The organism is Salinisphaera dokdonensis CL-ES53 (assembly GCF_040361215.1).
Lineage (GTDB): Bacteria > Pseudomonadota > Gammaproteobacteria > Nevskiales > Salinisphaeraceae > Salinisphaera > Salinisphaera dokdonensis.
The window spans coordinates 240216-264985 of sequence record NZ_APND01000001.1 but is presented as its reverse complement, the minus strand read 5'-3'; the positions used below and the strand labels follow the sequence as shown (position 1 = coordinate 264985).

The window sequence follows — 24770 nt, the reverse complement described above, 5'->3', positions numbered from 1 at the left end:
ATGGCGCAAACGACAGTCAAACAGCTGGCATCGGAAGTCGGTATTCCGGTGGAGCGACTGATCACGCGCTTGGCCGAAGCCGGTGTCTCCGCTTCGACGGAGAGCGACGGCATCAGCGACGAAGACAAGCTCAAGTTGCTACGGCACCTGCGTGACAGCGGTGGCGGGTCCAAGTCCGGCGGCAAGCTCGGCACGCGCAAGAGTGGTGGTGTGTCGCTGCGGCGTCGGTCGACGTCGGAGCTCAAGGTCAATACCGGCCGAGGCGCGACTTCGGGCCGCACCGTGAGCGTCGAGGTGCGCAAGCGGCGCACTTACGCGAATCGTGGCGAGCAGGCCGATCAAGCCGATCCGGCTGCCCAGGAGGAGCAGGCGCGGGAGCAGGAAGCGCTCGATCAGGCGAAGAAGGCCGAACACGATCGGGAAGCCGAAGCTGCGGCCGAGAAGGCGCGGATCGAGGAAGCCGAGCGTGCCGAGGCCGACGCCAAGGCGCAGCGCGAGCAGGAAGAGGCGCAGCGTCAGGCGGCTGAAGAGCGCGCCCGTCGCGAAGCCCAAGTCAACGCCGAGCGCGAGGCCAAGGAAAAAGCCGATCGTGAAGCACTCGACAAGGAACGCGCGAAGCGCACGGTAAGCGTGGACGACGCCCGCTCGCGTGCGCAGGAGAACCTGCGCCGTGCGGCCGAAAGCCATGGCCGTACCGAAGAGGACGTCAAGCGCGAGAAGGATCGCGGCAAGCGCAAGGAGCTGCATGTTGCCGAAGGCAAGCAGGGCCGGCGCAAGAGCAAGAAGAAGCGTGTAACCCGAGGCAACAAGGTCAACGTCGCCACGGAGCACGGGTTCGAGCGTCCGACCGCGCCGGTTGTTCGCGATGTCGAGATCCCCGAACTCATCACCGTGGCCGATCTGGCCCAACGTATGGCCGTCAAGGGCGGCGATCTGCTCAAGCGGATGATGAAGCTGGGTGTGATGGCGACCATCAACCAGACCGTCGATCAGGACACGGCGCATCTGCTGGTTGAAGAGATGGGCCACAATCCGAAGCCGGTGAAGGCCGAAAGCGCGGAAGAGACGCTCATCGACGAGGTTCGTGCCGAGGAAGAGGAAGTCGAGGGCGTTTCACGCGCTCCGGTGGTGACCATCATGGGTCACGTCGACCACGGCAAGACGTCGCTACTCGACTATATCCGTCGCACGAAGGTGCAGGCGGGCGAAGCTGGTGGCATCACGCAGCACATCGGCGCCTATCACGTGAAGCACGACAAGGGCGCGATCACCTTCATCGATACCCCGGGCCATGCTGCGTTCACGCGCATGCGAGCCCGTGGCGCCGAGATCACCGACATCGCGATTCTGATCGTGGCCGCGGATGACGGCGTCATGCCGCAGACCAAGGAATCGATCCAGCACGCGCGGGCCGCCGGCGTGCCGATGGTCGTGGCCGTGACCAAGATGGACGTGGCCAGTGCGGATATCGAGAAGGTCAAAGCCGGCCTCTCGGCCGAGAACATCATCCCGGAAGACTGGGGCGGTGACACGATGGTCGTGCCCGTGTCCTCTCATACGGGTGACGGCGTGGACGATCTGCTCGACGCGATTCTCCTGCAGGCCGAAGTGGCCGAGTTCAGCGCGCCGGTCGATGTGCCTGCCCGCGGCACGGTGATCGAATCGAGCCTCGAGAAAGGGCGCGGCCCGGTCGCGACCATCCTGGTCAAGGCCGGCACGCTCAAGCGTGGCGATGCCATTCTCGCAGGGCCGCATTTCGGCCGCGTACGTGCCATGTTCAACGAGCTGGGCGAGCAGGTGAAGTCTGCCGGCCCATCGATCCCGGTCGAGGTGCTTGGGCTTTCCGGTACGCCGGAAGCGGGTGACGACGCCTTTGTCGTTGCCAACGAGAAGCGTGCCCGCGAGATTGCCGATCAGCGTGACGAGCGTCAGCGCGAGAACAAGCTCGCGCAGCAGCAGGCAGCGCGCCTGGAAGAAGTCTTCTCGGCCATTGGCGAGAAGGGCGAGCACGAAGCCAAGGATCTCAACCTGCTGATCAAGGGCGACGTGCAGGGCAGCGTGGAAGCGCTGGTCGAGTCGCTCGCGAAGATCCCCTCCGAGGAGGTCAAGATTCGCATGATCTCCAGCGGTGTCGGCGGCATCAGCGAGTCCGATGTCGAATTGGCGCTGGCCTCGAAGGCGATCATCATCGGCTTCAACGTTCGTGCTGATGCCAAGGCCCGCAAGGTGATCCAGGAATCGGGCGTGGACGTGCGCTATTACAGCGTCATCTACGAAGCGATCCAGGACGTCACCGACGCGGTCAGCGGTCTGCTCGGCACCGAGGTGCGCGAAGAGATCATCGGCCTGGCCGAGGTTCGCGACGTGTTCCGTTCCTCCAAGCTGGGTGCGATCGCGGGTTGTCTGGTTGCAGACGGCGCGGTCGTGCGCGGCCAGCCCATCCGTGTGTTGCGCGACAACGTCGTGGTCTACGAGGGCGAGCTCGAATCGCTGCGCCGTCATAAGGACGACGTCAATCGCGTGCCGGCGGGTACCGAGTGCGGTATCGGTGTCAAGAACTACAACGACATCAAGCCGGGTGACCAGATCGAGGTCTACGAGCGCACGGAAGTGCAGCGCGCAGTCCAGACTGCCGAGCCGGCTTAAGCCGGCCCGGAGCCTGTCCAGTGCCTCGCGAATTCTCCCGCAAGCATCGGGTCGCCGAAGAGCTCAAGCGTGAACTTGGCATTCTGCTCACCACCGAGGTGAAGGATCCGCGTGTTCGTCTGGTTGCGATCACGGATGTCGAGGTCTCTCAGGATCTCAAGTACGCCAAGGTCTACGCCGGTACGTTCGACGTGACCGCGGCTACCGAAGATTCGAGCAAGGCACTCGAAGGGTTGAACGCTGCGCGCGGTTTCCTCAAGCGTGCGATCGGTAAACGCCTGCGATTGCGGGTGGTGCCGGAGCTGCGTTTCATCGAGGACACCACCGAGCGTGACGCACAACGCATGAGCGGATTGATTGACTCGGCGGTTGCCGAAGATAGGCGCCATGGTGACCCACTGGACTCGGGAACTGGTTCCGATGCCGGTGAGGCCGACGAAGGCCATGGGACGCCGTAAACACGGGCAGGATATCGATGGCGTCGTACTGCTCGACAAGCCCGTCGGCTGTTCTTCCAATGCCGCGCTCCAGCGTGTACGCCGTGCCTATGACGCGCGCAAGGCGGGCCACACCGGTAGTCTCGATCCGCTAGCGAGCGGCTTGCTGCCGGTCTGTCTTGGCGAGGCAACAAAAGTCTCTTCCTACCTGCTTGCCGCAGACAAACGCTATCGAGTAAAGGCGCTCTACGGTACGCGGACCGCGACCGGCGATCGTGAGGGCGAGGTGGTCGCAAGCAGCGATGTCGCCATGCCGGGCAAGGATCGTCTTGAAGAAATCCTGCTTGGTTTCGTCGGGCGCCAACAGCAAATCCCGCCGATGTACTCGGCGCTAAAGAAAGACGGCAAACGTCTTTACGAGCACGCTCGCGCCGGAGAAACAGTCGAGCGAGAGCCGCGCGATATTGTCGTTCACGATCTCAAGCTCATTGACTGCGATGCCGAGTCCTTCACGCTCGAGACTCGGGTGTCGAGCGGCACGTATATTCGAACGCTGGTCGAGGATATTGCTCAGTCGTGGGGCGGTGTCGCCCATGTCGGTACTCTGCATCGCACCGCGATCGGTCGCCTGGGCAGTGAGCTGGGCATGACGCCGCTGGCCGAAATCGAATCGGCCGCCGAGTCCGGAGAGCCGCTCGATCAATGGTTGTTGCCGGTGTCCACGGTCATTGCGGATTGGCCGCGTGTCGTCCTCGACGAGCCAAGCGCCGCCGCGATGAATCACGGTCGCCCGGTGGCCTGTAGCGAGCAAACGCCCGACGCCGAAACGCTCAGGATGGAAGACGGCGAGGGTCGTCTGCTCGGCCTCGGGCGGATCAACGACGACGGCCAGCTGGCGCCGCGCCGCCTGTTCGCGCGTCCGCAGCGCTAGGCTGCGACCACTCAGGTTGGCGTCGATGCGGCACCGCGGCCGTGATGGTCGAAACTTGTTGTACAGCGGGGCGACAAGCCGCTAGAATATGCGCCTCGCGGCACACGCGGCTGCCGCCCGGTGACTGGAGCGCACGGGCTTTTTCCAAACCGTTTCGTGGGGATGAGAGCAACTACCTCTTCCCAGCTTGTGGTTTGGAAAAAGCCGGCCTGTTCCAGGTAGGCGGGGGCTGCGGTGTTTGTATTGATATTCAGGAGTAAACATGGCCCTGTCGACCGAAGAAAAAGCCGAAGTCATCAACAAGTACAGTCGTGGCACCGGTGACACCGGTTCCCCGGAAGTGCAGGTTGCACTGCTGACCACCCGTATCAGCCAGCTTGGTGATCACTTCAATGCCCACAAGGCGGATCATCATTCACGCCGTGGCCTTCTCAAGATGGTCAACCAGCGCCGCAAGCTGCTGGACTATGTGAAGCGTCGCGATGCTTCGCGTTACAAGGCCTTGATCAGCGAGCTGGGTCTGCGCCGCTAAGCGCGAGCATCAGATCCACGCCCACGAAAGCGCCCCTCGGTAACCCGAGCCGGGCGCTTTTTTGTTTGAAAGACACAGGATAATTCTAGTGAGCAACGTTTCCGTAACCAGCAAGCAGACATTCCAGTTCGGCGAACACGCCGTAACACTCGAGACCGGCGAGATCGCGCGCCAGACCGATGGCGCCGTCAAGGTGAGCATGGGCGATACGGTCGTTCTGGTCACCGCGGTGGGCAAGAAGGAGGCCGCGCCGAACGCCGCCTTCTTCCCGCTGACCGTGAACTACCAGGAACGCACCTATGCCGGCGGCAAGATTCCCGGCGGTTTCTTCAAGCGTGAAGGTCGTCCGGGCGAGAAGGAAACCCTGACCTGCCGTCTGATCGATCGTCCGATTCGTCCGCTGTTCCCGAAGGGTTTTTATAACGAAGTCCAGATCGTGGCCACGGTGATGTCGGTCGATCCCGAGATCGATGCCGATATTCCCGCCATGATCGGTGCCTCTGCAGCGCTGGCTATTTCCGGCATGCCGTTCGCCGGCCCGATCGGCGGTGCGCGCGTTGGCTATGCCAACGGCGAGTACGTGCTCAGCCCGAGCGCCAGCCAGATCAAGGAAGGCGAACTGAACCTGGTCGTCGCCGGTACCAGCGACGCCGTGTTGATGGTCGAGTCCGAAGCCAAGCAGCTGTCGGAAGAGATCATGCTCGGCGCCGTGCTGTTCGGTCACGAGCAGCTGCAGGCCGCGATTCAGGCAATCGAGAAGATGGTCAGCGAAGTCGGCAAGCCGGCTTGGGACTGGCAGCCGGCCCCGACCGATGAATCGCTCGCCGAAGCCGTGGCGCGCGTGGCCAGCGACGATGTGACCGCCGCCTACCAGATCGCCGACAAGCAGGAGCGCGGTGCGCGCCTGGGCGAGATCAAGGAAGCCGTGGTCGCCGAACTCGCAGCCGCTGAAGGCGAAGAAGGCTGGAGCCGTGACGACGTGAAGGGTGCGCTTGGCGCGCTCGAGAAGAAGACCGTGCGTTCGCGCATTCTCGACGGCGAGCCGCGTATCGACGGTCGCGACACCCGCACCGTACGTCAGCTCGATATCAAGACCGGCGTGCTGCCGCGTACCCACGGCTCCGCACTGTTCACCCGTGGCGAGACCCAGGCACTCGTGGTTTCCACGCTGGGCACCGGCCGCGATGCACAGCGTATCGACGCGGTCGAGGGGCAGTATGAAGACCCGTTCATGCTGCACTACAACTTCCCGCCTTACAGCGTGGGCGAGACCGGTTTCATGGGCAGCCCCAAACGCCGCGAGATCGGCCACGGCAAGCTGGCCAAGCGCGCCATCATGGGCGTGCTGCCGGATCTCGAGAAGGAATTCCCGTACGTGATGCGCGTGGTCTCGGAAGTCACCGAGTCCAACGGTTCATCGTCGATGGCTTCGGTGTGTGGCACCAGCCTGGCACTGATGGATGCGGGCGTGCCGATCAAGGCGCCGGTGGCCGGCGTGGCCATGGGCCTGATCAAGGACGGCGACAAGTTCGCCGTGCTGACCGATATCCTCGGTGACGAGGATCATCTCGGCGATATGGACTTCAAGGTGGCCGGCTCCAATGACGGCATCACCGCGCTGCAGATGGACATCAAGATCGGCGGCATTACCCGCGAGATCATGGAAGTCGCGCTCGAGCAGGCCAAGGAAGGCCGCCTGCATATCCTGAGCGTAATGGGCGATGCAATCGACAAGCCGCGTGAGGAAGTCTCCGAATGGGCGCCGCGCATCTTCACGATCAAGATCGACTCGGACAAGATCCGTGACGTGATCGGCAAGGGCGGTGCAACCATCCGCTCGATCACCGAAGAGACCGGTGCCAGCATCGATATCGAAGACGATGGCACCATCCACGTCGCCGCAGTCGACAAGAGCGCGGCGGACATGGCGATCAAGCGTATCGAAGACATTACCCGCGATATCGAGGCCGGTCAGGTCTATGAGGGCAAGATCGTGCGTATCGTCGACTTCGGCGCCTTCGTCAATCTGGTGCCGGGCCGCGATGGTCTCGTGCATATCTCGCAGATTGCCGACCACCGTGTCGAAAAGGTCAGCGACGAGCTGTCCGAAGGCCAGGTGGTGAAGGTCAAGGTGCTCGAGGTTGATCGCCAGGGCCGTGTACGCCTGTCGATGAAGGAACTGGCCGAGAAGGCATCGGAAGAAGAAGCCGAAGGCTGATTCTGATAACGCTGGCGCTGATAAGGCGCGCGGTACGAAAAAGGCGTCCTGAGGGGCGCCTTTTTTTATGTCCGCTATTTGCGGCGTTCGGGATGCCCGGTTGGTTGTCCGGGCATGGACCAGGTCAGGCGTAGGCCAGGTTCGGCTTGATGCATTGGCCTAGTGCGGGGGCTCAGTCGCCACTGAAAGCGCGTGCGAGCTACAGAGGCGGGCTGAGGCGGCGGGGAACCGCTGGATCAGTCCTCTCGTGGTTGCTGAGCCGCCTGTGAGAGCATGGGCTAGGCCGAGAAAGTCGTGCCAGACCGTCTAACCGTTCATCCCAAAAGGTATACACGGCGCGGCTGCCCGTCGTGCTCTCCTCGGCTCTATATGCGCACGACGCCCAAGCGGCTATATATCTCGCGCATAAAAAAAGCCCCCTAGGGTAAGGGGGCAAGTGCGAGAAAGGCCGTCAGGCCTTTCGGAGGAGATTCGGTTGATCAGCATGTGTGCTGATGTTGCGTTGCAGTATAACCGGTCTACGACTTTAGTCAACCATCGGCCGTGAAATTAATGGAATCGCGTTTCTATCAAGACTATTGTTTTTCGCGATCGTTCCCGGCGGCCTCGGAGTTGTCGGTGTCCGCCTCCTGAGCGAGGGCGTTCTCTTCCTTTTCCTTGCGCTTCAGGTTGGCGAGGAATTCGCGCCTTACCGAGCGCCAGATCGGCACTTGATACTGCGACAGTTCGCGCAGTGCGGTCAGCGGATTGTTGGCCCCCAATAGCCGGCGCATCCGATCCTTGAACTGCTGCTGCTGATCACTGAAGAATTCCAGCGACAATTCAAGATAGGAACTGACCGTGCTCTGCATCGAATCGCCGTAGAAGCGAATGATGTTGCGCAGCACTTCGGTCCGAAAAATCGGGTCGCCGCCTTCTTCCTGTTCGCTGATGACCTGGAGCAGGATGGTGCGGGTGATGTCGTCGCCGCTGCGCTTGTCGATGACGGTGAAGTGTTCGCCGCGAATCACAAGCTGGCGAATGTTCTCCAGAGTGATGTAGCGGCTGACTTCGGTATCGTAAAGTCGCCGGTTCGGATACTTCTTGATGATCCGCGTCTCGTCACTCATCCACTTCGCCCCGTCTTATTGGAAAGTTGCCGTAGCGTGCAGGCTTGCTGCATTGCGGCAATATGATTGTGCCAGATCGGTTGGTGCAAACGTAGCGTTTCAGGCGTCGGACACGAAAACGCCCGCGCGAGGGCGGGCGTCATCTCGATCGCTTGCGCGGCAACTCAACGGCCGAGCTGACGCTCGCGGATCTCGTCGAGGCTCTTGCAGTCGACGCACAGTGTGGCTGTCGGCCGCGCCTCGAGCCGACGAATGCCGATTTCCGTACCGCAGGTGTCGCAGAAGCCGTATTCATCACGGTCGACCCGGGAGATGCCTTGGTCGATCTTGCGAATTAGCTTGCGCTCGCGGTCACGAGTGCGCAGTTCGAGGCTGAACTCGGATTCCTGGCTCGCGCGATCTGTCGGATCCGGGAAGTTCGCGGCCTCATCCTTCATGTGATGCATGGTGCGATCGACTTCTTCCATGAGTTCCCGTTTCCAGTTCATCAGGATACGGCGGAAGTGATCGCGCTGCGCCTCATTCATATACTCTTCACCCTCTTTCGGGGTGTAGGGCGTAAACTGCTGAGGCGCCTCGAGTTTTGATTCTTTATGAGTTGCAGCCATGCTGGCCTCGGGTCGGAAAACAGCGCGTACCATTAGCACGGGTTGAGGCGGGCGCGCAATAAAAATTCGTTTAGCTGCGCTTTTGGCATGGTTCTGGCAAACTCTTATGGCCTTAATCCACACCCCGCGGCCCCTGCAATCATGACGCTTGGCGCGCTCCTATTCGATGTCGACGGTACGCTCGCCGACACGGAACCCGAAGGCCATTTGCCCGCCTACAATCGCGCATTCCGCGAACATGGCCTCGACTGGACCTGGACCAAGAAGCTGTATCGGAAGCTGCTGCTGATTTCCGGGGGGCGCGAACGTATCGATCACTATCTGGATCGCTACGACCCGGAGGTCGGCACTCACGACGAGAGGATTCGCGATGACCGCGCTGGCTGGATCGCGGAGATTCATCGCAGCAAGTCGCGTTATTTTCGCGATCGTCTGGAGGAAGGGCAGGTGCCGCTGCGTGCAGGCGTGGCGCGGCTGATTCGGGAGGCCGGCGAGGCGGGCATGCGCATCGCTATCGTCACCAACGCGACCCGAGCAACGCTGGAGCCTTTTCTGGCCTTTGCGCTTGGCGATGCGCTGTTGCCCTATATCGAGCTGACCGTGTGCAGCGACGAGGTCTCGAACAAGAAGCCCGCGCCGGACCTCTATCGCGCCGCCTGCGAACGCCTCGGCTGCGCGCCACACGAATGCCTGGCGATCGAGGATTCCAACGCCGGTGCGACCGCCGCCCATGCCGCCGGCGTGCCGGCGGTGGTCACCATCAACGAAGACACTCGCGATCAGACTTTCGAAACCGCGAGCGCCGTGCTCGATTCGCTCGGTGAACCCGGAGAGCCCTCCGGCGTGCTCAAGTCACCCGGGTTCGACTTCGACTATGTCGATCTCGACGTTCTCAAGCGCATAAGCGCCCGCACGATGGAGCAGCCGCCCAGGGCCGGCTAGCGTTCGCTGATCGCCTGGCGCGGATGGCATTCCAGATAGAGCAGGGTGGCACCGACCACCGCCGCCGGCATGACGACCAGGTTGGCGAGCGGGATCGCTGTCATCACCGTCACCAGGCTGCCGAAACCGAGGTGGCGCCAGCGACGCGCACGCAGGCGCAGGATCTTGTCGTCAAAGCGCAATCCGCGGTTGGCCATCGGCTGGTCTAGGTACTCGAAAGACAGCATGAACGCCCCGAATATGAACCACAGCGGCGCTATCGCGAGATTGGCCGGGGGTACGAACAACAACGCAATGCTCACCACCGCCAGCATCAGCGCACGCGTCAGGTAATAGCGCAGCCGTCGCAGCTCGCCGAACAACCCGTCTGCCATTTCGCGAGCGAGGCCCATGCCCGATTCGGGCGCCGTACCGGTCACGAGTTTTTCCACCTGTGCGGACAACAGGCCGTTGAACGGACTGGCAATCAGGTTCGCCAGCAGCGTGAATATGTAGCAGAAGGCGAGCGTCGACAGCACGACGCCGATCCACCACAGCACAGTCTCGAGCCAACTCAGCCAGTCGGGCAGGCCCGAGAGCCAGGCATTCAGCCAGCTATCGAGTTGCCAGCCGAACAGGCTTACGATCAGAGCGATGAGTACGATGTTGATCGCAATCGGGATCACGACATAACGGCGTAGCGCCGGTTCGCGCAGCATTGCGAAACCGCGTAGCAGGTAGGTCGGTCCGGCGCTGAATTCGGAGATCGGATTCATCTGGCGTTCGGTTGTAAAGACATAAAGTCACGGCCCATATGGCGAGGCGAGCGGCAGCTGATGCCGGCCCGCCAGAACCATCGAGAGTGTAGAAGAAACAGAGGGAGTCTCGTCATGCACACCCATCGATCAAAATTTCTAGGCGCCATGCTGGTCAGTTTGCTGCTGGCGCTGTCCGCCTGTTCCCAGAACGATGCGCAGGACGCGCAGGCCGACTTGGAAAAGGCGAACGCGGAGCTTGAAGCGGCACAGGCCAAGGTCGAGGCGGCCGAGCAGGCCAAGGCGGAAGCACAAGCCGAAAAGGAAAAGGCCGCCGCGCAGGAAAAGATCGCCGATGCCCAGGCCGAGAAGAAGGAAGCGGCCGCCCGCCAGGCCGAAGCGCGCACTGAATCACAAACGGCCACCAAGCAGGCGCGTACCGAAGCCCGCGAGCAAGCCCGGAGCGAAGACAAGCCGGTCTGCAATGACTGCGGCACGGTCAGCTCCATCACCCCGGTCACTACCAATGGTGATCCGAGCCTGATCGGCAGCGTCGCGGGCGGCGTCGCAGGTGCGGTGGTCGGCAGCCAGATCGGGAGCGGCTCGGGCAAGACCGTGGCCCAGATCGCCGGCACCCTCGGCGGCGTGTTCGCCGGTCGCGAGATCGAGAAGCGCGTGCGCCGCAAGACCTATTATCAGGTGGACGTCGCCATGGACACGGGCGGCTCACGCAGCGTGAACGTAGACACCACCAGCGGTATCTCGCCCGGTACCCGCGTGCAGGTTCAGGGCAACAATCTTGTCCTGATGCGCTAGCAGCACACGGTGACCGGCCGGTATTGGTGCCGACCGGTCACGTCTGCGCGTTGGTCCTATGGCAGGTGCACCGGAGTGCCTGGATGCCAGTTGTCGGCGCGGTGGTCGACGATCACGCTCGTATCGATGCCGCCACGCATCCAAAACTCAGCGCGCAGGCGCATGAAACGGGGCTGCGTCGCAGCAACCAGATCCTCGAGAATCTGATTCGTCACGGCTTCATGAAATGCGCCCTCGTCGCGGAACGACCAGATATAGAGCTTGAGTGATTTCAGCTCGACACAGGTCGCTTCCGGCACGTACTCCAGATGCAGCGTGGCGAAATCCGGCTGACCAGTCTTCGGGCACAGGCAAGTGAATTCCGGGATACGCATACGGATCGTGTAGTCACGCTCCGGTGTCGGGTTCGGAAAGGTTTCGAGATCGCGGCTGGGCTGGGTCGCCATCAGGCCTCCGTGGCAGAGCTTGGTGCTAAGGAAATGCGTGCAGGGCGTGGTCTTGCCGCCCCGGGTTTGGCCGAATAGTGCCAGACGCGGCCATCGCTGCCGAGCGCGCCGCGCCTTTAACGGCCGAAGGCTGATTATGCTCAGGTACACTAGCCGGCTTTGCGCACGTTGAAAGACTCGATCATCGGGGCCAGCACCAGGAGGCCGTTTTGCGCGGGCCAGTTCGACAATCATTGATGCAGCCTGTGCCCGCGTCGGCACCGGGCATTCACGCGGACATCCTGCAGTTCCCATGCGGCTGACGTCGATCCGTCTGGCCGGGTTCAAGTCCTTCGTCGATCCCACGACGCTGGCGCTGAATTCGAACCTCACCGGCGTGGTCGGGCCGAACGGCTGCGGCAAGTCTAACGTGATTGACGCCGTACGCTGGGTGACCGGCGAGTCGAGCGCGCGCCAGCTGCGCGGCGAGGCCCTGGAAGACGTCATCTTCAACGGCTCCAAGGCCCGCAAGCCGGTCGGTCGCGCGTCGGTCGAGCTCAAGTTCGACAACAGCGAAGGCAAGCTCGCCGGCCAATACGGCGCTTTCAACGAGATCTCCATCAAGCGCGAACTCTCGCGCGACGGCGGCTCGAAATACTTCATCAACGGCACGAAATCGCGCCGGCGCGATGTCATCGACCTGTTTCTCGGTACCGGCCTCGGTGGACGCAGCAACTATGCGGTCATCGAGCAGGGCGCGGTCAATCGCCTGATCGAGGCCAAGCCGGAAGACATGCGCCAGGTCCTCGAAGAAGCGGCCGGCATCTCCAAGTACAAGGAACGCCGACGCGAGACCGAGAACCGGATCCGCCACACGCGCGAGAACCTCGATCGGCTTAACGATCTCATCGGAGAGGTCACCCAGCGGTTGGGCGTGCTCAAGCGCCAGTCCGCCAACGCCGAGAAGTTCAAGCAGTTCAAGGCCGAAGAGCGGCGCCTACGCGCCGATCTGCTCGCGCTGCGCTGGGCCGCGCACGACGAGAAGGTCCAGGCTGCCGAGCGGCAATTGCGTGAATGTGAAGACAAGCTGCGCGATGCCGTGTCCGCGCAGCGCGACGCGCAGGGCAGTCGCGACGCCCAGTCGAGTGCGCAGCAAGCGGCCATGAACCAGGTCCAGACTCAGCAGGCTGCCTTTTACGATGCCCAGTCCAAGGCTTCGCGAATCGCGCAGGCGCTTGCCCATGCCCGCGAAATGCGCCAGCTGCGCGACCGCGAGCACGACGAGCTGATCGAGCGTCGCGACGCGCTCGCCCGTCGAATCGACGAAGACCAGCAGGTCGCCGAAGCGGTGCGAACCGAGCAGGCCACCGCGACCACCGAACGTGAACAGGCCGAGGGCGCGCTCACGGCCGCCCGCGAGCATCTGGACGCTTGCGAACAGGCCGCGCGCGATGCCGAAAACGCCTGGGACGCGCACAACAGCGCCGAACAGAACCCGGTCCAGCAGCTCGACGCCGAGCGGCGTCGCGCCCGTTACGCCGAAGAGCGTTTGACCCAGTTGGGCGAACGCCGCGACAAGCGCCAGCAAGAACGCGACAGCCTCGCTGCAGAACAACAGGACGATCTCGAGGCCGGCGAGCGCGATATCGAAGCCCGCGCCGAACGCCTGAGCGCCGACGAGGTCCGCGCAAGCGAACAGGCGCAGGCAGACGATGCCCTGCGCGAATCCATCGCCGATGCAGAAAGCGAACTTGAACGCCTACGGACCCAGCTGGGCGAGACGCGCGCGAGGCTGGCTTCGGAACGACAGTTACAGCAATCCGTGCTGCGCGAAGACGACGCCACGGTTGCCGACTGGTTGAAGAGCCAGGGGCAGAACGCGGCCCAGGGCGTAGCGCGCCGCGTGAAAGTGCGCGCCGGCTGGGAGACCGCGGCCGAGGCCGTGCTCGGGGCCTGGCTACGAGGCTTTCTGGTCGAACAGCTGCCGTCACTGGACGGCGATTGGCCCGGCGAGTCGATCACGCTGGTCGAGCCCGAGCCGGCGAGTACAGCGGCCAACGAACCCGGGCCGGGCGACGCGCCCAGCCTCGCTGAAGGCATCGAGGCGCCGGCGGTTATTCGAGCGCTGGCCGAGCGCGTGTTCGTGATCGACACGCTCGCCGATGCGCTGGCGCGCCGCTCCGAGCTGTCTGCCACCCAGCGCTTCGTCACGCTCGATGGTTGCTGCGTGGGTCCGCATAGTCTGGTGACGCCGGCCGGCGAAACCGCCGAACGCGGCGTGCTCGAGCGCGAGCAGCGTATCGAGGCGCTCGACGAACAGCAGCAGCGCGAGGCCACGGACTTCGAAGCCCGCGAAGCATCGCTGGTCGAACTGCGTGAACGCCGCGACGAAAGCGCACAGGCCCGCCAGGCGTTGGAGCGCGGCATCGCGGAAGCGCGCCGCGAACTCGAAGCGGCACGCGCCGAACAGCAGGGGCGCCGTATGCGTGCCGAGCAGCTGCACCGCCGTGCCGAGGAACTCGACACGGAGCTTGCCGAGCTTGGCGAACAGTTCAACGAGGCGACGCGCGAGAACGAGCGTCTCAGCGCGCAAGTGAGCAATCTCGAGACCGAAGCCGAAGCCTTCAGCGCGGCGCGGCGCGATGCTCAGCAACGCCTGGCTGAAACGCGTGAGGCACGCGATGCTGCCCGCCAGGCCCACGTGAAGGCAGAGCGCGCACTGCGTGAAATCGAATCCCGTCTCGAGCAGAGCCGCACTCGCAGCGAAAGCATCGCCCAACGCCTGACCGATACGACTACGGCGCATGAGGAAGTCAGCGCGCGCCTGGCCGGTTTCGAGGCGGACAGCGGCGACGCGGCGGAACAGGACAAGGCGCCGGACGAAAGTGAACACGAGCAGGCCCTCGAGGCCCAGCACCGGGCGGAGCGCGAGCTGCGCGCCGCGCGCGATGCGCTCAAGAACAGCGAAACAGCGCTTGGCGAGGCCTCGGAAGCGCTGATGCGTGCGGAACAGCAAGTCGACACTGCCCGAGAATCGCTGCAACAAGCCAAGATCGACGTCGAGACCGCGGGCGTCCGCCGCGCCGGTATCGCCGAGCAGATCGAGGAACTCGGCGAAACGCCGCAGGCGCTGGTCGCGCAGATTGCCGAGGGCGCCACGATCGACGCCTGCACGACCGAGATCGAGACGCTGGAGCGCAAGATACAGCGCCTCGGTGCGATCAACCTGGCAGCGATCGAGGAATACGAGGCCGAGGCCGAACGCGAGAAGTATCTGGCCGAACAGCATGCGGACCTTGCCGAGGCATTGGAAACACTCGAAACCGCGATTGCCAAGATTGACCGCGAGACCCGGGCGCGTTTCAAGGCGACCTACGAGCAGGTCAACACCCGTTTCGCCAGCATGTTCCCGGAGCTGTTCGGCGGCGGCGAAGCTGCGTTGGAACTGACCGAGGACGATTGGCTCGCGACCGGCATCCGTGTGATGGCGCGTCCGCCGGGCAAGCGCAACGCCTCGATCCAGATGTTGTCCGGCGGGGAAAAAGCGTTGACCGCAGTTGCGTTATTATTCGCCCTGTTCGAACTTAATCCGGCGCCTTTTTGTATGCTGGACGAGATCGACGCGCCGCTGGACGACGCAAACGTATCGCGTTTCTGTGAATTGGTGCGGCGCATGTCCGCCCAGGTTCAGTTCATCGTGATTACGCATAACAAGCTGACGATGTCGCTCGCCGAGCAGTTGCACGGCGTGACCATGGCCGAGCCGGGTGTATCCCGTCTGGTCAGTGTGGACATCGATCAGGCACTCGACATGGCCGGCTGACGCCGGCGCCACGCAACGCAATCAACACAACCGCCTATGTCTATCGTGCAATGGCTTCTCCTTATCCTGGTGATCGCGGTGGTCGCCGGTGCCTACTGGTATATGCGCCATCAGGCGGCCAACGACCCCTGGCAGGGCATGGACGACGAGCCGAGCGGCGATAACGAAGATCTCGACCGCGGCGAATCGCTTGGTGGCGACTCTTATATCGTCGGCGTACGCACGCTCTCCAGTGAGACGCCGGCCAGCCGGCGCGCGGCACGTGACCCGAATGCGCCGCTGGACGACAGCGACCAGGCGCCGATCGGCAAGGAAAGCGCCGAAGCGTCCTGGTCGGCCTACAAGAAGCGCGCGTCCGAGCCCGAGCCGGCGCCGCAGGTCGAGCCGGAAGCCGCAGCGCCCAGCGCCCCGCCCACGAACGACGCGCCGGAACCGACGCGCCGCGACGGCGTCGAGCGCGTCGAGAACATGCGTCCGCACACCGCGTCGCCCGGCGCCGAGCGGGAGGTCTTCATGCTGCACGTCTCGGCCGTGGGCGATCGCATGTTCGACGGCCCCGACGTGCACGCCGCGCTGCAGTCGCAGGACCTCAAGTTTGGTCTCAACGACGTGTTCCACCGCGTGACCGAGACCCATGGCGTGCCCGAGTCCGTGTTTGCCGTGGCTAACATGCTCAAGCCGGGCACGCTTGATCCGGTGGATCAGGATCATCTGCACACGCCCGGACTCGTGCTGTTCATGGTCGTGCCCGGCCCGGTGGAAGGCGGCCCGGCAATGCGCGACATGATGGAAACTGCCAACGCCTTGGCCAAGGCGCTCGGCGGTGAAGTGCTCGACGACAAGCGCGCGCTGCTCAAGGCGCAGACAGCGCAGTTCATGCTCGACCAGATTGCGGATCTCGATCGGCGGGCGAAGATCGCGAAGCGGCGGTAGTGTCAGGGCAGCAGGCGACACGCGAACGCGCGCAACAGCTCGCCGACGAGCTTCGCGAGCATAGCCAGGCGTATTACCGCGACGATGCGCCGACCATTTCGGACGCCGAGTACGACCGGCTGTTTCGTGAGCTCCAGGCGATCGAGTCCGAGCACCCGGAATGGGTGACGCCGGATTCGCCGACCCAACGCGTCGGTGCGCCGCCCTCGGACAAGTTCGAATCCGTTGATCACGCCACGCCCATGCTGTCGCTGGGCAACTGTTTCGACGACGACGAACTGGCCGAGTTCGACCGACGCGCCCGCGACGCGGTCGACGGCGGGGCGCTAGCTTATTGTGCGGAGCCGAAATTCGACGGCACCGCGCTCAACCTGCGCTACGAGAATGGCGTCATGCTGCGCGCAACCACGCGCGGTGACGGCATCACCGGCGAGGACATCACGCCCAACGCGCGCACTATCCGCAATCTGCCGCTGCGCCTGACGGGAAAGGACGTGCCGGAGTTCATCGAGATCCGAGGCGAGGTCGTGCTCGCGCGATCGCGTTTCGAAGCACTCAACGCGCGGCTCGAGGAGAAGGGCCACAAGGCCTTCGTGAATCCCCGCAACGCCGCCGCCGGCAGCCTGCGTCAACTCGACTCCCGGATCACGGCCGATCGCCCGCTGGCATTCATGGCCTACGGCATTGGCCGTGTCGACGGCCAGACACTGCCGGGCAGCCTGTTCGAACAGCTCCAGCAGCTATCCGCCTGGGGCTTCACGATCAGCGAATACGTCGAACGGGTCGACGGCCTCGAAGGTTGCAAAGGCTATTACCAAGCCATGGCCGAGCGGCGCGCGGGCCTCGATATCGAGATCGACGGCTGTGTGTTCAAGGTCGACGATGCCGCCACACGCGACGAGCTGGGCTTTGTCGCCCGTGCGCCGCGCTGGGCGATCGCGCGCAAGTTTCCGGCCGAAGAAACCACGACGACGCTCAACAGCGTCGAGTTCCAGGTCGGGCGTACCGGCGCACTCACGCCGGTCGCCAAGCTGGAACCCGTGTTCGTCGGTGGCGTGACGGTATCGAACGCCACCCTCCACAACATGGATGAGATCGCGCGCAAGGATATCCGTATCGGCGATCAGGTGATCGTGCGTCGCGCAGGCGACGTGATCCCCGAGGTCAAGGCGCTGGCCAAGCGCGGCGAGCAGACCACCGCGATCGAACTGCCTGCGGGTTGCCCCGTCTGTGGTTCGCACGTCGAACGCGTGGAAGGCGAGGCGGTCGCTCGTTGTACCGGTGGCCTGGTCTGCGCGGCCCAGCGCCGAGAAGCGCTCAAGCATTTCGCCTCGCGCCGGGCGCTGGATATCGAAGGCCTGGGTGACCGCCAGATCGAAGCGTTCGTTGATGAAGGCCTGCTTGAGTCGCCGGCCGACATTTTTGCGCTGCATCAGCATCGCGAAGCCCTGGTCGAGCGCGAAGGGTATGGCGAGAAATCGGTCGAAAACCTTCTGGCGTCGATCGAGTCGAGCAAGCAGACGACGCTGGAGCGCTTCGTGTTCGCGCTGGGCATCCGCGAGGTGGGCGAGACGATGGCCCGCGATCTGGCCCGTCATTTCGGCACGTTGGAGGCATTGCAGGAGGAGGCCGCGGCGTACCTGGCTCGCATAAAGCGGGCGGAAGACGAACATCCCGACAACCGCGCGGCCCGCGAGCGTTTGCTCACGTCCGAAGGGCTGCAGGCTGTGCCGGGCGTAGGTAGCCGGGTCGCCCACTGCATCGCCGATTTCTTCTCCGAGCAGCGCAACCGCGACGTGATCGATGCGCTTGTCGCGGTCGGTGTGCAGTGGGAAAGCGTGCGTACCGAATCGGGCGCGCAGCCGTTGTCGGGCAAGACCTTCGTACTTACCGGCAGCATGGACAGCATGACGCGTGGCGAAGCCGGCGAACGGCTCGAAGCGCTGGGTGGCCGAGTGACCTCCAGCGTGTCGAAAAAGACCGACTACGTTGTGGCGGGCGCTAGCCCCGGAAGTAAGCGGGACAAGGCCGAAAAGCTCGGCGTGACCCTGCTCGACGAAGATGGTTTTTTGGCCCTGCTCGAAGATGTCGAAGCCGGCTGATCGATTACTGGCGCGATCATTGCTGGTCATCCAGGACGCCATTTGGCATCACCGTTTAGCGTATTCGTAAAGGAATCCCATGCGTCGTTCATTCTTGAAAGTCTTCGGCCTCGCCTTGGCCGTGAGCGTACTCGCCGGCTGCACCACGTTGTTCGTCAGCGGTGACGACAGCCAGTGCGCGCGCGATCTGGCGGAAGTCGAAAACGCCGCGGCGGCGGCCCGGCGCGCGCTAGCCGAAGGCGTGAGCGCCGAAAATCGCCAGCCGATGCTCGATCTGCTGGTGGATGCCGCCGACCATGCGCGGGCAAGCTGTGGTTACGAGCGCCCCGATACACCGTCTTCGGATCGCGCTCGCAAGCCCAAGGCGGGCTAGTCTCAGTCAGTCGCGCGGCGTAGCCGTCAGAGCGCAGCGCGTGGGTTTCACCCCTGCAGGCGATCCGCCGGCTCAGGCGCTTGTGTGTCATCACGCCACCGCTTACGCTTGTTCGCCGTTTCTGAATTCACACAGGTAGAGTCTCGTGGCGCGTAGCTGGCTTGAAGTCACCACCGATGAAGTGCAGTCCAAACTGGGCGCGAACGCGCGCCTGGCGGAACGCCGCGAGAGCATTGCCGAGCGCGCCCGGGGCGTGGTGAACGACGTGGTGGCACCGGCATTCCGTGCCGCAGCCGAGCAGGGCGACTGGCAGTACGTCGAGGATCACGAAACCGAGTGGTCGGTCGTGCGTTGCGGCGTTCATACGCCGGGCGATTTCGACGGTGACCCGACGCTCGGTTTTCGCCTAGCCGAGTTTGATGCCTACCAGCCGTTGGTCGTGTTGCGCGCCAAGGCCCACGGTGCCGCCGCCCAGCCGACCTCGCGCATCGTACGCGTCGAAGATATCGACGCCGATACCATCAAGCGCTTTCTCGACGAGGGCTAGCGCCTCGCCTGTCGCCTGCCGGCTAGAGTTCGTAGGCCAATCCCGTATAGAACGTCCGACCCGGCGCCGGTTCGTAGTAGCGGCCGCCAAAGGCATTGATCCGGATATTGTCGAAGTATGCTTCGTCGAAGATATTGTCGATGCCCAGGTAGACGGTCAGCTCGTCGCCGCCGGCGGGGATGGTCTTGCCGACGCGGCCGTTGAAGATCCAGGCGTTGTCGATCTTCGCGGTGTTGGCGTTATCGGCGAAGAATGAGCTGGCATAGCGCATGTCAGCCACGGCATAGCCGAAGTCGGGCCGTCGCCAGGCCAGTTCGCCGAACAGGCGTTCCTCGGGCAGGCCGGGTATGGCGTTGCCGGCGTAGTCGTTACCGTTGTTGTCGACGAACTCGCGATATTCGTAATTGGCCAGGGTGTAAGCCGCGGTAGCCGAAAGATCGGGCGTGAGCGCGTATTCGAGCTTGGCCTCGATACCCTTGCGGCGTGACTTGCCGGAGTTCTCGAAGAAGTCGCGCCGGCCGTCGTCGTTGAACACCACCAGTTCGTCTTCCACGTCGATCCAGAACGCGCTGATCTGGTAGCGCGCGGCGTTGCCCACTTCGCCCTTGGCACCGATTTCGTATTGCACGGCCTTCTGTGGGTCGAGGTCGCCGTTGAAGCCACCGTTACCGGCCGGATCGGCGAATTCGGTGAAGGTGGGGGATTCGAATGCATTGGCCACGTTGGCGTAAACGCGCTGGCGCTCGGCCCAGGCATAGCTCAGCCCGGCGTTGGCCGAGACCTCGTGATAGGTGCGTCCGCCGGAATCGTCCGGGTCGGTGGCGTTGATGAACGCATCGTCGATATCGAAATCTAGATAGTCATAGCGAACGCCGGTGGTCAGCTCCAGGTCGCGGGTCAGCGAGAAAACGTTCTGGGCGAACACGCCGACGCTGGTGGCTTGCTGGTCTTCCTCGAGGCCGAGTGCGCCCTTGTCGCCGGCGACGTTGTCGAACCGCTCGCGTGCGTCCTGCTGCACTTGAACATCCACGCCGGCGACGAGCTGATTCTCGTGGCCGAAGAGGTTGTCGAACCGCGTGGTCTGGAGGCCGCCGCCGAAGAAGTCGCGGTCGTAGGCGACCACGCCGTCGTTGACCTCTGGATCGTCGCTTCTGAACGGCAAGTACTGGATGAAGTCGCGGTTGGTATAAAAAAGATTGGCTTCATAGGACTGCTGGTCCGAAAACTGATCCTCGTAGACCAGCCCGACGGTCTGTTGCGACGCGTACTGGCGCGAGTCGAATGCCAGGTTGGCGTCGCGCGCGGAGCGGCGGTCGGCGCGCGCCTGCTCGAGCGTGATGCCGCCCGGGTCCTGCGTGTCCGGCGCATCGAGAATACGGGTAACGAGGCGCAGGGTGCCGGTCGCGCCCACGCGGCGTTCGAGCTTGCCGGTGAGCTGCTGTTTCTTCACCTCGCCGTTTTCGCGATAGCCGTCCAGGTCGAGCTGAGAGGCGGTGAGGGCGTAGCCCCAGTCGCCGTGTTCGCGAGCCGTGGCCGCCTCGATGCGTCGGTAGCCGTAGCTGCCGATCGTGAGCTCGCCGCGGTCGACCGGCCCGCTGGCCGGTGTTGTCGTGGTGATATCCACCACGCCGCCGGTCGCATTGCCGTAGAGCGCGGAAAACGGCCCGCGAATGACTTCCAGGCGTTCTACCGCGCCCAGATCGATACTGTCGGTCTGGGCCTGGCCGTCGGGCAGGGTTTCGGGAATGCCGTCAACGCGTACCCGCACGCCGCGTACGCCAAAGGCCGAGCGCGCACCGAAGCCGCGAATCGAGATACGCAGGTTCTGGGCGAAGTTGCTGCCGTTGTTGGCGTATACGCCCGGGGTGCGGTTGAGCGCGGAATCCAGCTGCGCCTTGGCGCGGCCCTGCTGGATGTCCTGCGCCTCGGTGACGTCGACCGCGGCCGGCGTGGTCAGCACCTCGGTGTTCAGGCGTACGCTCTCGACCTCGATCGGCGCCAGTGACTGCAGGGCGTCTGGCTCGTTGTCAGATGCCGGCGTGCCTGTCTGGGCATACACCGGCACGCCTATGGCCATCGCCACCGCAAACGCCACCGGCAAACGCCGGTCAGGGCGAATAGTCATGATTGTCTCCCCCGAACGCCGCGGCGTTCCCTCGCGTTTTTCTTCTGTCGTTCTGTTCTACCGCATTCGGGCGGTTTTTTCTTCGGGCACGCGCGTCAGCGCTATTCCTCGGGCGCCATGGCCCGTATCGAGACGGCATGGATATCGGTCTGCATCAACGAGCCGAGCGCTTCATAGACCAGTCGATGACGCTCGATCGGCGAGGTGCCGGTGAAGCGCGGCGAGCGGATGGTCACGTGGAAATGCCCGAGCCCGCTTTTCGCGCCGGCATGGCCGGCATGCAGGTGGCTGTCGTCGCGGATGGCGACGTCGCCGGTATCCAGGCCCTGTTCGAGAGCCGCGCGGATTCGCGGTATGCGATCACTCATCCAAAAACCTTCTTGTAGGGATAGACCGTGGTTTCCATATACACGCCTTCGGCGTTGTACGGATCGACCTTGGCCCACTGGCGCGCTTCTTCAAGGCTGTCGAAGGCGGCGATGATGATGCTGCCCTGGAACCCATCCATGACCTTGCCGTAGGCGTCCACGCGCGGCATCGGGCCGGCGGTGAGCAGGCGCCCGGCCTGGTCGAGCTCTTCGAGGCGCGCGCGGTGTTCGTCCACGGCTTTCTTGCGGCCATCGCTGCTTTCGGCAACATCGAAGGATACGATCGCGAAGTAGTCCATATTCAATTCCTTGGCGGTTGAATCGTTTGCGGGCCGCGTGGCGGCGCGCGGGTGATGCTCAGTGTGCCGCATCGCGATGTTGTCGGGCCACGCCCTTGAAAAAGATTGCAAGAAACATGGGCGGCAACATGGACGTACGCGATATAATCCGTCCATGGCCGAGATTGTTCACGTACACGCCGAAACCCCGCAGCCGCGCCGCATCGCGCAGGTGGCCGACGCGCTGCGCGCCGGGCGGGTGATCGCCTATCCGACGGACTCGTCCTACGGTCTGGCCTGTGCGATGGGGGACAAGAACGCGATCGACCGCATCCGCCAGATGCGCGGTTTCGGGCGCGATCATTTCTTCACCCTGGTCTGTCGCGATCTGTCCGAGATTTCGACCTATGCCAAGGTCGACAACACCAGCTTTAGGCTCCTCAAGGCGGCCACGCCCGGCGCCTATACTTTCGTGCTGTCGGCGTCGAAGGTCGTGCCCAACTGGCTCGCCCATCCCAAGCGCAAGACCATCGGTATCCGTGTGCCCGCGCATCCGGTGGCGCGCGCGATTGCAGAGGCCATGGACGAGCCGATCATGTCGGTCACCGCGCAGCATCCCGACGACGACGTGGCGCTGTCCGAAGCCTTCGACGTACGCGATGCCTTCGACAAGCAGGTGGATATGATCGTCGACGGCGGTGCGACCGGCGTGGAACCGACCACCATCGTCGATCTCACGCCTGCCGTGCCGCAGATTCTGCGCCTGGGCAAGGGCAGTGCAGAGGCGCTTGGCCTGGAGCCGGTCGAGGTCTGATCCGCCGATTGAGCGCGTCACGCCCAATGCGCCGCCGCGCTTACGTATACTGTCGCGTTTGAGTCATCGCTGACGAAACAAGGCTGCACGCGTGAGTTCCGAGATCGCCAAACCCATTGTCCTGTCCGGCATCCAGCCCTCCGGCGAGCTGACGCTCGGCAACTATATCGGCGCCCTGAAGCACTGGGTGGCCATGCAGGACACGCACGACTGCCTGTTCGCGCTGGTGGACATGCACGCGATCACGGTTCGTCAGGATCCGGCCGCGCTGCGCGAACGCTGTCGCGAATTTCTGGGCCTGTATCTCGCGGCGGGCATCGACCCGGAACGCGCGACCATGTTCGTGCAGTCGCACGTGCCGGCGCATGCCCAGCTCGCCTGGCTGCTCAACTGCCATACGTCGATGGGCGAGCTGAACCGCATGACGCAGTTCAAGGACAAGTCCGCCAAGAACGTCGACAACATCAACGCCGGGCTGTTCGATTATCCGGTGCTGATGGCGGCCGATATCCTGCTGTACCAGGCGGATGCGGTGCCGGTCGGCAACGACCAGAAGCAGCATCTGGAACTGGCCCGCAATCTGGCCGAGCGCTTCAACGCGCGCGCCGGCGAGAAGCTGTTCACCGTGCCCGAGCCGTTCATCCCGGAAGTCGGCGCCCGCATCATGAGTCTGGGCGATCCGACCGCGAAGATGTCCAAGTCGGACGACGTCGAGGCGAACGTCATCAAACTGCTCGACGAGCCCAAGAAGGTGGTCAAGAAGATCAAGCGCTCGGTGACTGATTCGGACGGCGAGATTCGTTTCGACGAGGCCGAAAAACCGGGCGTGTCGAACCTGCTGTCGATCTATTCGGCGGTCACCGACGAGTCGATCGCCGATCTGGAACAACGCTATGCCGGCCAGGGCTACGGCGCGCTCAAGGGCGATCTGGCCGATGCCGTGGTCGCCTTTCTCGAGCCGCTGCAGCAGCGTTATGCGGAATACCGCGAAGACACCGCCGGCCTCGATGCGCTGCTCGCGCGCGGTGCCGCTGCGGCTCGCCAGCGCGCTGAGCCGACGCTGGACAAGGCCTTTGCGCTGACTGGTTTCCTGCCCTCGGCATGATCAGCACGCGGCCGCAACGCGCAGCTGTGGCCGCTATGCGGCGCCGCCCCGGATGAGCATGGCTGAATCGGTGCCCGAGCAGGACGCACCGGACGCCGACGCCGAGGCGCGGGCTGCGATCCGGGTCGGCGGTGAGCCGGTGGAGGCGTTGCCGGAAGATCTCTATATCCCGCCGGACGCGCTGCGCGTGTTTCTCGAGACCTTCGAGGGCCCGCTCGATCTGCTGCTGTACCTGATCCGCAAGCAGAATCTCGACATCCTCGATATTCCCGTGCACACCATCGCCCATCAGTACATGACCTATATCGAGGTCATGCAGGAAATGGCGATCGAGCTGGCCGGCGAATACCTGCTGATGGCCGCCATGCTCGCCGAGATCAAGTCGCGAATGCTGCTTCCCAAGCCGACGGAAGAAGAAGACGAGGGCGACGATCCACGCGCGGAACTGGTGCGGCGGCTGCAGGAATACGAACAATTCAAGGAAGCCGCCGAGCGGCTCGACGAGACGCCGCGCATGGGCCGCGACGTGACCGCGGTTCAGCATGGCCCCGAGCGGCTGGATATCGATCGTCCCGAGCCGGAAACGGATCTGGGCGCGTTGCTGCATGCACTGCACGACGTGCTCACCCGCGCCGAGCTGTTCACCGAACACCGCATCGAGCGCGAGACGCTATCCGTGCGCGAGCATATGAGCCGCATTCTGGAACGCCTGGGCAGTGGCGATGCCTGTGCTTTCGTCACGCTGGTCGAGAGCAGCGAAGGACGCCTCGGCGTGGTGGTGTCTTTTCTGGCGATTCTGGAGCTGGCCCGCGAATGCCTGATCGCGATCGAGCAGAGCGCGCCATACGAACCGGTCGCCCTGCGCCTGGCGGGCCCGCCGCCGCAATCCGTCTACGAATGAGAG

The 24770-nt window shown here is 63.8% G+C and carries 22 protein-coding genes; 15 read left to right on the top strand and 7 right to left on the bottom strand.

What is annotated here, in order from left to right:
• The 5 genes from infB (at nucleotide 1) to pnp (ending at nucleotide 6764) form a co-directional block, all read left to right on the top strand.
• Nucleotides 1-2646 (top strand): translation initiation factor IF-2, encoded by a 2646-nt coding sequence (gene infB / locus SADO_RS01180; protein WP_353108521.1) that lies wholly within the window; start codon nucleotides 1-3, stop codon nucleotides 2644-2646.
• Between the two features lie 20 nt (nucleotides 2647-2666).
• Complete coding sequence (gene rbfA / locus SADO_RS01175; RefSeq protein WP_353108520.1) at nucleotides 2667-3104, top strand: 30S ribosome-binding factor RbfA; 438 nt, start codon at nucleotides 2667-2669, stop codon at nucleotides 3102-3104.
• Entirely contained in the window at nucleotides 3091-4014 is a 924-nt protein-coding gene (gene truB / locus SADO_RS01170) for a tRNA pseudouridine(55) synthase TruB (protein ID WP_353108519.1), read from the top strand. The genes rbfA and truB overlap by 14 nt, the downstream gene beginning before the upstream one ends.
• A 262-nt stretch (nucleotides 4015-4276) precedes the next feature.
• The gene (gene rpsO, locus SADO_RS01165) at nucleotides 4277-4546 is read left to right on the top strand and encodes a 30S ribosomal protein S15 (protein WP_353108517.1); all 270 of its coding nucleotides are present in this window, start codon (nucleotides 4277-4279) and stop codon (nucleotides 4544-4546) included.
• Between the two features lie 88 nt (nucleotides 4547-4634).
• Nucleotides 4635-6764, top strand: a complete 2130-nt coding sequence (pnp, locus tag SADO_RS01160; protein ID WP_353108515.1) for a polyribonucleotide nucleotidyltransferase — start codon at nucleotides 4635-4637, stop codon at nucleotides 6762-6764.
• A gap of 575 nt (nucleotides 6765-7339) precedes the next feature.
• Here the strand turns inward: pnp and phaR are convergent.
• Nucleotides 7340-7873, bottom strand: coding sequence for a polyhydroxyalkanoate synthesis repressor PhaR (phaR, locus tag SADO_RS01155; protein WP_353108513.1), 534 nt, complete (start codon nucleotides 7871-7873; stop codon nucleotides 7340-7342).
• Nucleotides 7874-8037: 164 nt separating this feature from the next.
• Nucleotides 8038-8481 (bottom strand): RNA polymerase-binding protein DksA, encoded by a 444-nt coding sequence (gene dksA, locus SADO_RS01150; protein WP_353110049.1) that lies wholly within the window; start codon nucleotides 8479-8481, stop codon nucleotides 8038-8040.
• A 141-nt stretch (nucleotides 8482-8622) separates the two neighbouring features.
• On the opposite strand from dksA, the gene SADO_RS01145 reads away from it, so the two are divergent.
• Complete coding sequence (locus SADO_RS01145; RefSeq protein WP_353108511.1) at nucleotides 8623-9423, top strand: HAD-IA family hydrolase; 801 nt, start codon at nucleotides 8623-8625, stop codon at nucleotides 9421-9423.
• On the opposite strand, the gene cysZ is transcribed toward SADO_RS01145, so the two are convergent.
• Nucleotides 9420-10178, bottom strand: a complete 759-nt coding sequence (gene cysZ / locus SADO_RS01140) for a sulfate transporter CysZ (RefSeq protein WP_353108510.1) — start codon at nucleotides 10176-10178, stop codon at nucleotides 9420-9422. The two genes, SADO_RS01145 and cysZ, sit on opposite strands and share 4 nt — an antisense overlap.
• A 114-nt stretch (nucleotides 10179-10292) precedes the next feature.
• Between cysZ and SADO_RS01135 the strand changes: the two genes are divergently transcribed.
• On the top strand, nucleotides 10293-10973 hold the full coding sequence (locus SADO_RS01135) for a glycine zipper 2TM domain-containing protein (RefSeq protein WP_353108508.1): 681 nt from the start codon (nucleotides 10293-10295) through the stop codon (nucleotides 10971-10973).
• A gap of 56 nt (nucleotides 10974-11029) precedes the next feature.
• Here SADO_RS01135 and queF read toward each other — a convergent pair whose 3' ends face one another.
• Complete coding sequence (gene queF, locus SADO_RS01130) at nucleotides 11030-11419, bottom strand: preQ(1) synthase (RefSeq protein WP_353108507.1); 390 nt, start codon at nucleotides 11417-11419, stop codon at nucleotides 11030-11032.
• Nucleotides 11420-11711: 292 nt separating this feature from the next.
• On the opposite strand from queF, the gene smc reads away from it, so the two are divergent.
• From smc to SADO_RS01105, 5 genes are all read left to right on the top strand, one after another.
• Complete coding sequence (gene smc, locus SADO_RS01125) at nucleotides 11712-15221, top strand: chromosome segregation protein SMC (protein WP_353108505.1); 3510 nt, start codon at nucleotides 11712-11714, stop codon at nucleotides 15219-15221.
• A gap of 45 nt (nucleotides 15222-15266) precedes the next feature.
• Entirely contained in the window at nucleotides 15267-16154 is an 888-nt protein-coding gene (gene zipA, locus SADO_RS01120; RefSeq protein ID WP_353108503.1) for a cell division protein ZipA, read from the top strand.
• A complete protein-coding gene (ligA, locus tag SADO_RS01115; RefSeq protein WP_353108502.1) occupies nucleotides 16154-18256 on the top strand; it encodes an NAD-dependent DNA ligase LigA in 2103 nt (700 codons plus the stop codon). The genes zipA and ligA overlap by 1 nt, the downstream gene beginning before the upstream one ends.
• 79 nt (nucleotides 18257-18335) lie before the next feature.
• Nucleotides 18336-18629, top strand: a complete 294-nt coding sequence (locus tag SADO_RS01110) for a hypothetical protein (RefSeq protein WP_353108501.1) — start codon at nucleotides 18336-18338, stop codon at nucleotides 18627-18629.
• A 145-nt stretch (nucleotides 18630-18774) separates the two neighbouring features.
• On the top strand, nucleotides 18775-19176 hold the full coding sequence (locus SADO_RS01105) for a hypothetical protein (RefSeq protein ID WP_353108500.1): 402 nt from the start codon (nucleotides 18775-18777) through the stop codon (nucleotides 19174-19176).
• A 22-nt stretch (nucleotides 19177-19198) separates the two neighbouring features.
• On the opposite strand, the gene SADO_RS01100 is transcribed toward SADO_RS01105, so the two are convergent.
• The 3 genes from SADO_RS01100 to SADO_RS01090 all read right to left on the bottom strand — a co-directional run bounded on the left by SADO_RS01100 (nucleotide 19199) and on the right by SADO_RS01090 (nucleotide 21968).
• Nucleotides 19199-21301, bottom strand: coding sequence for a TonB-dependent receptor family protein (locus SADO_RS01100; protein WP_353108499.1), 2103 nt, complete (start codon nucleotides 21299-21301; stop codon nucleotides 19199-19201).
• Between the two features lie 101 nt (nucleotides 21302-21402).
• Nucleotides 21403-21669 (bottom strand): BolA family protein, encoded by a 267-nt coding sequence (locus tag SADO_RS01095; protein ID WP_353108498.1) that lies wholly within the window; start codon nucleotides 21667-21669, stop codon nucleotides 21403-21405.
• The gene (locus tag SADO_RS01090) at nucleotides 21666-21968 is read right to left on the bottom strand and encodes a YciI family protein (RefSeq protein ID WP_353108497.1); all 303 of its coding nucleotides are present in this window, start codon (nucleotides 21966-21968) and stop codon (nucleotides 21666-21668) included. The genes SADO_RS01095 and SADO_RS01090 overlap by 4 nt, the downstream gene beginning before the upstream one ends.
• A 154-nt stretch (nucleotides 21969-22122) precedes the next feature.
• Here SADO_RS01090 and SADO_RS01085 point away from each other — a divergent pair, with 154 nt between their 5' ends.
• The 3 genes from SADO_RS01085 to SADO_RS01075 all read left to right on the top strand — a co-directional run bounded on the left by SADO_RS01085 (nucleotide 22123) and on the right by SADO_RS01075 (nucleotide 24767).
• Nucleotides 22123-22761 (top strand): L-threonylcarbamoyladenylate synthase, encoded by a 639-nt coding sequence (locus SADO_RS01085; protein WP_353108496.1) that lies wholly within the window; start codon nucleotides 22123-22125, stop codon nucleotides 22759-22761.
• 103 nt (nucleotides 22762-22864) lie between these two features.
• Nucleotides 22865-23866 carry a tryptophan--tRNA ligase gene (trpS, locus tag SADO_RS01080; RefSeq protein ID WP_353110047.1) on the top strand — a complete coding sequence of 334 codons (1002 nt, stop codon included), beginning with the start codon at nucleotides 22865-22867 and terminating at the stop codon, nucleotides 23864-23866.
• A 58-nt stretch (nucleotides 23867-23924) separates the two neighbouring features.
• Complete coding sequence (locus tag SADO_RS01075) at nucleotides 23925-24767, top strand: segregation and condensation protein A (protein ID WP_353108494.1); 843 nt, start codon at nucleotides 23925-23927, stop codon at nucleotides 24765-24767.
• Nucleotides 24768-24770 lie beyond the last annotated feature (3 nt).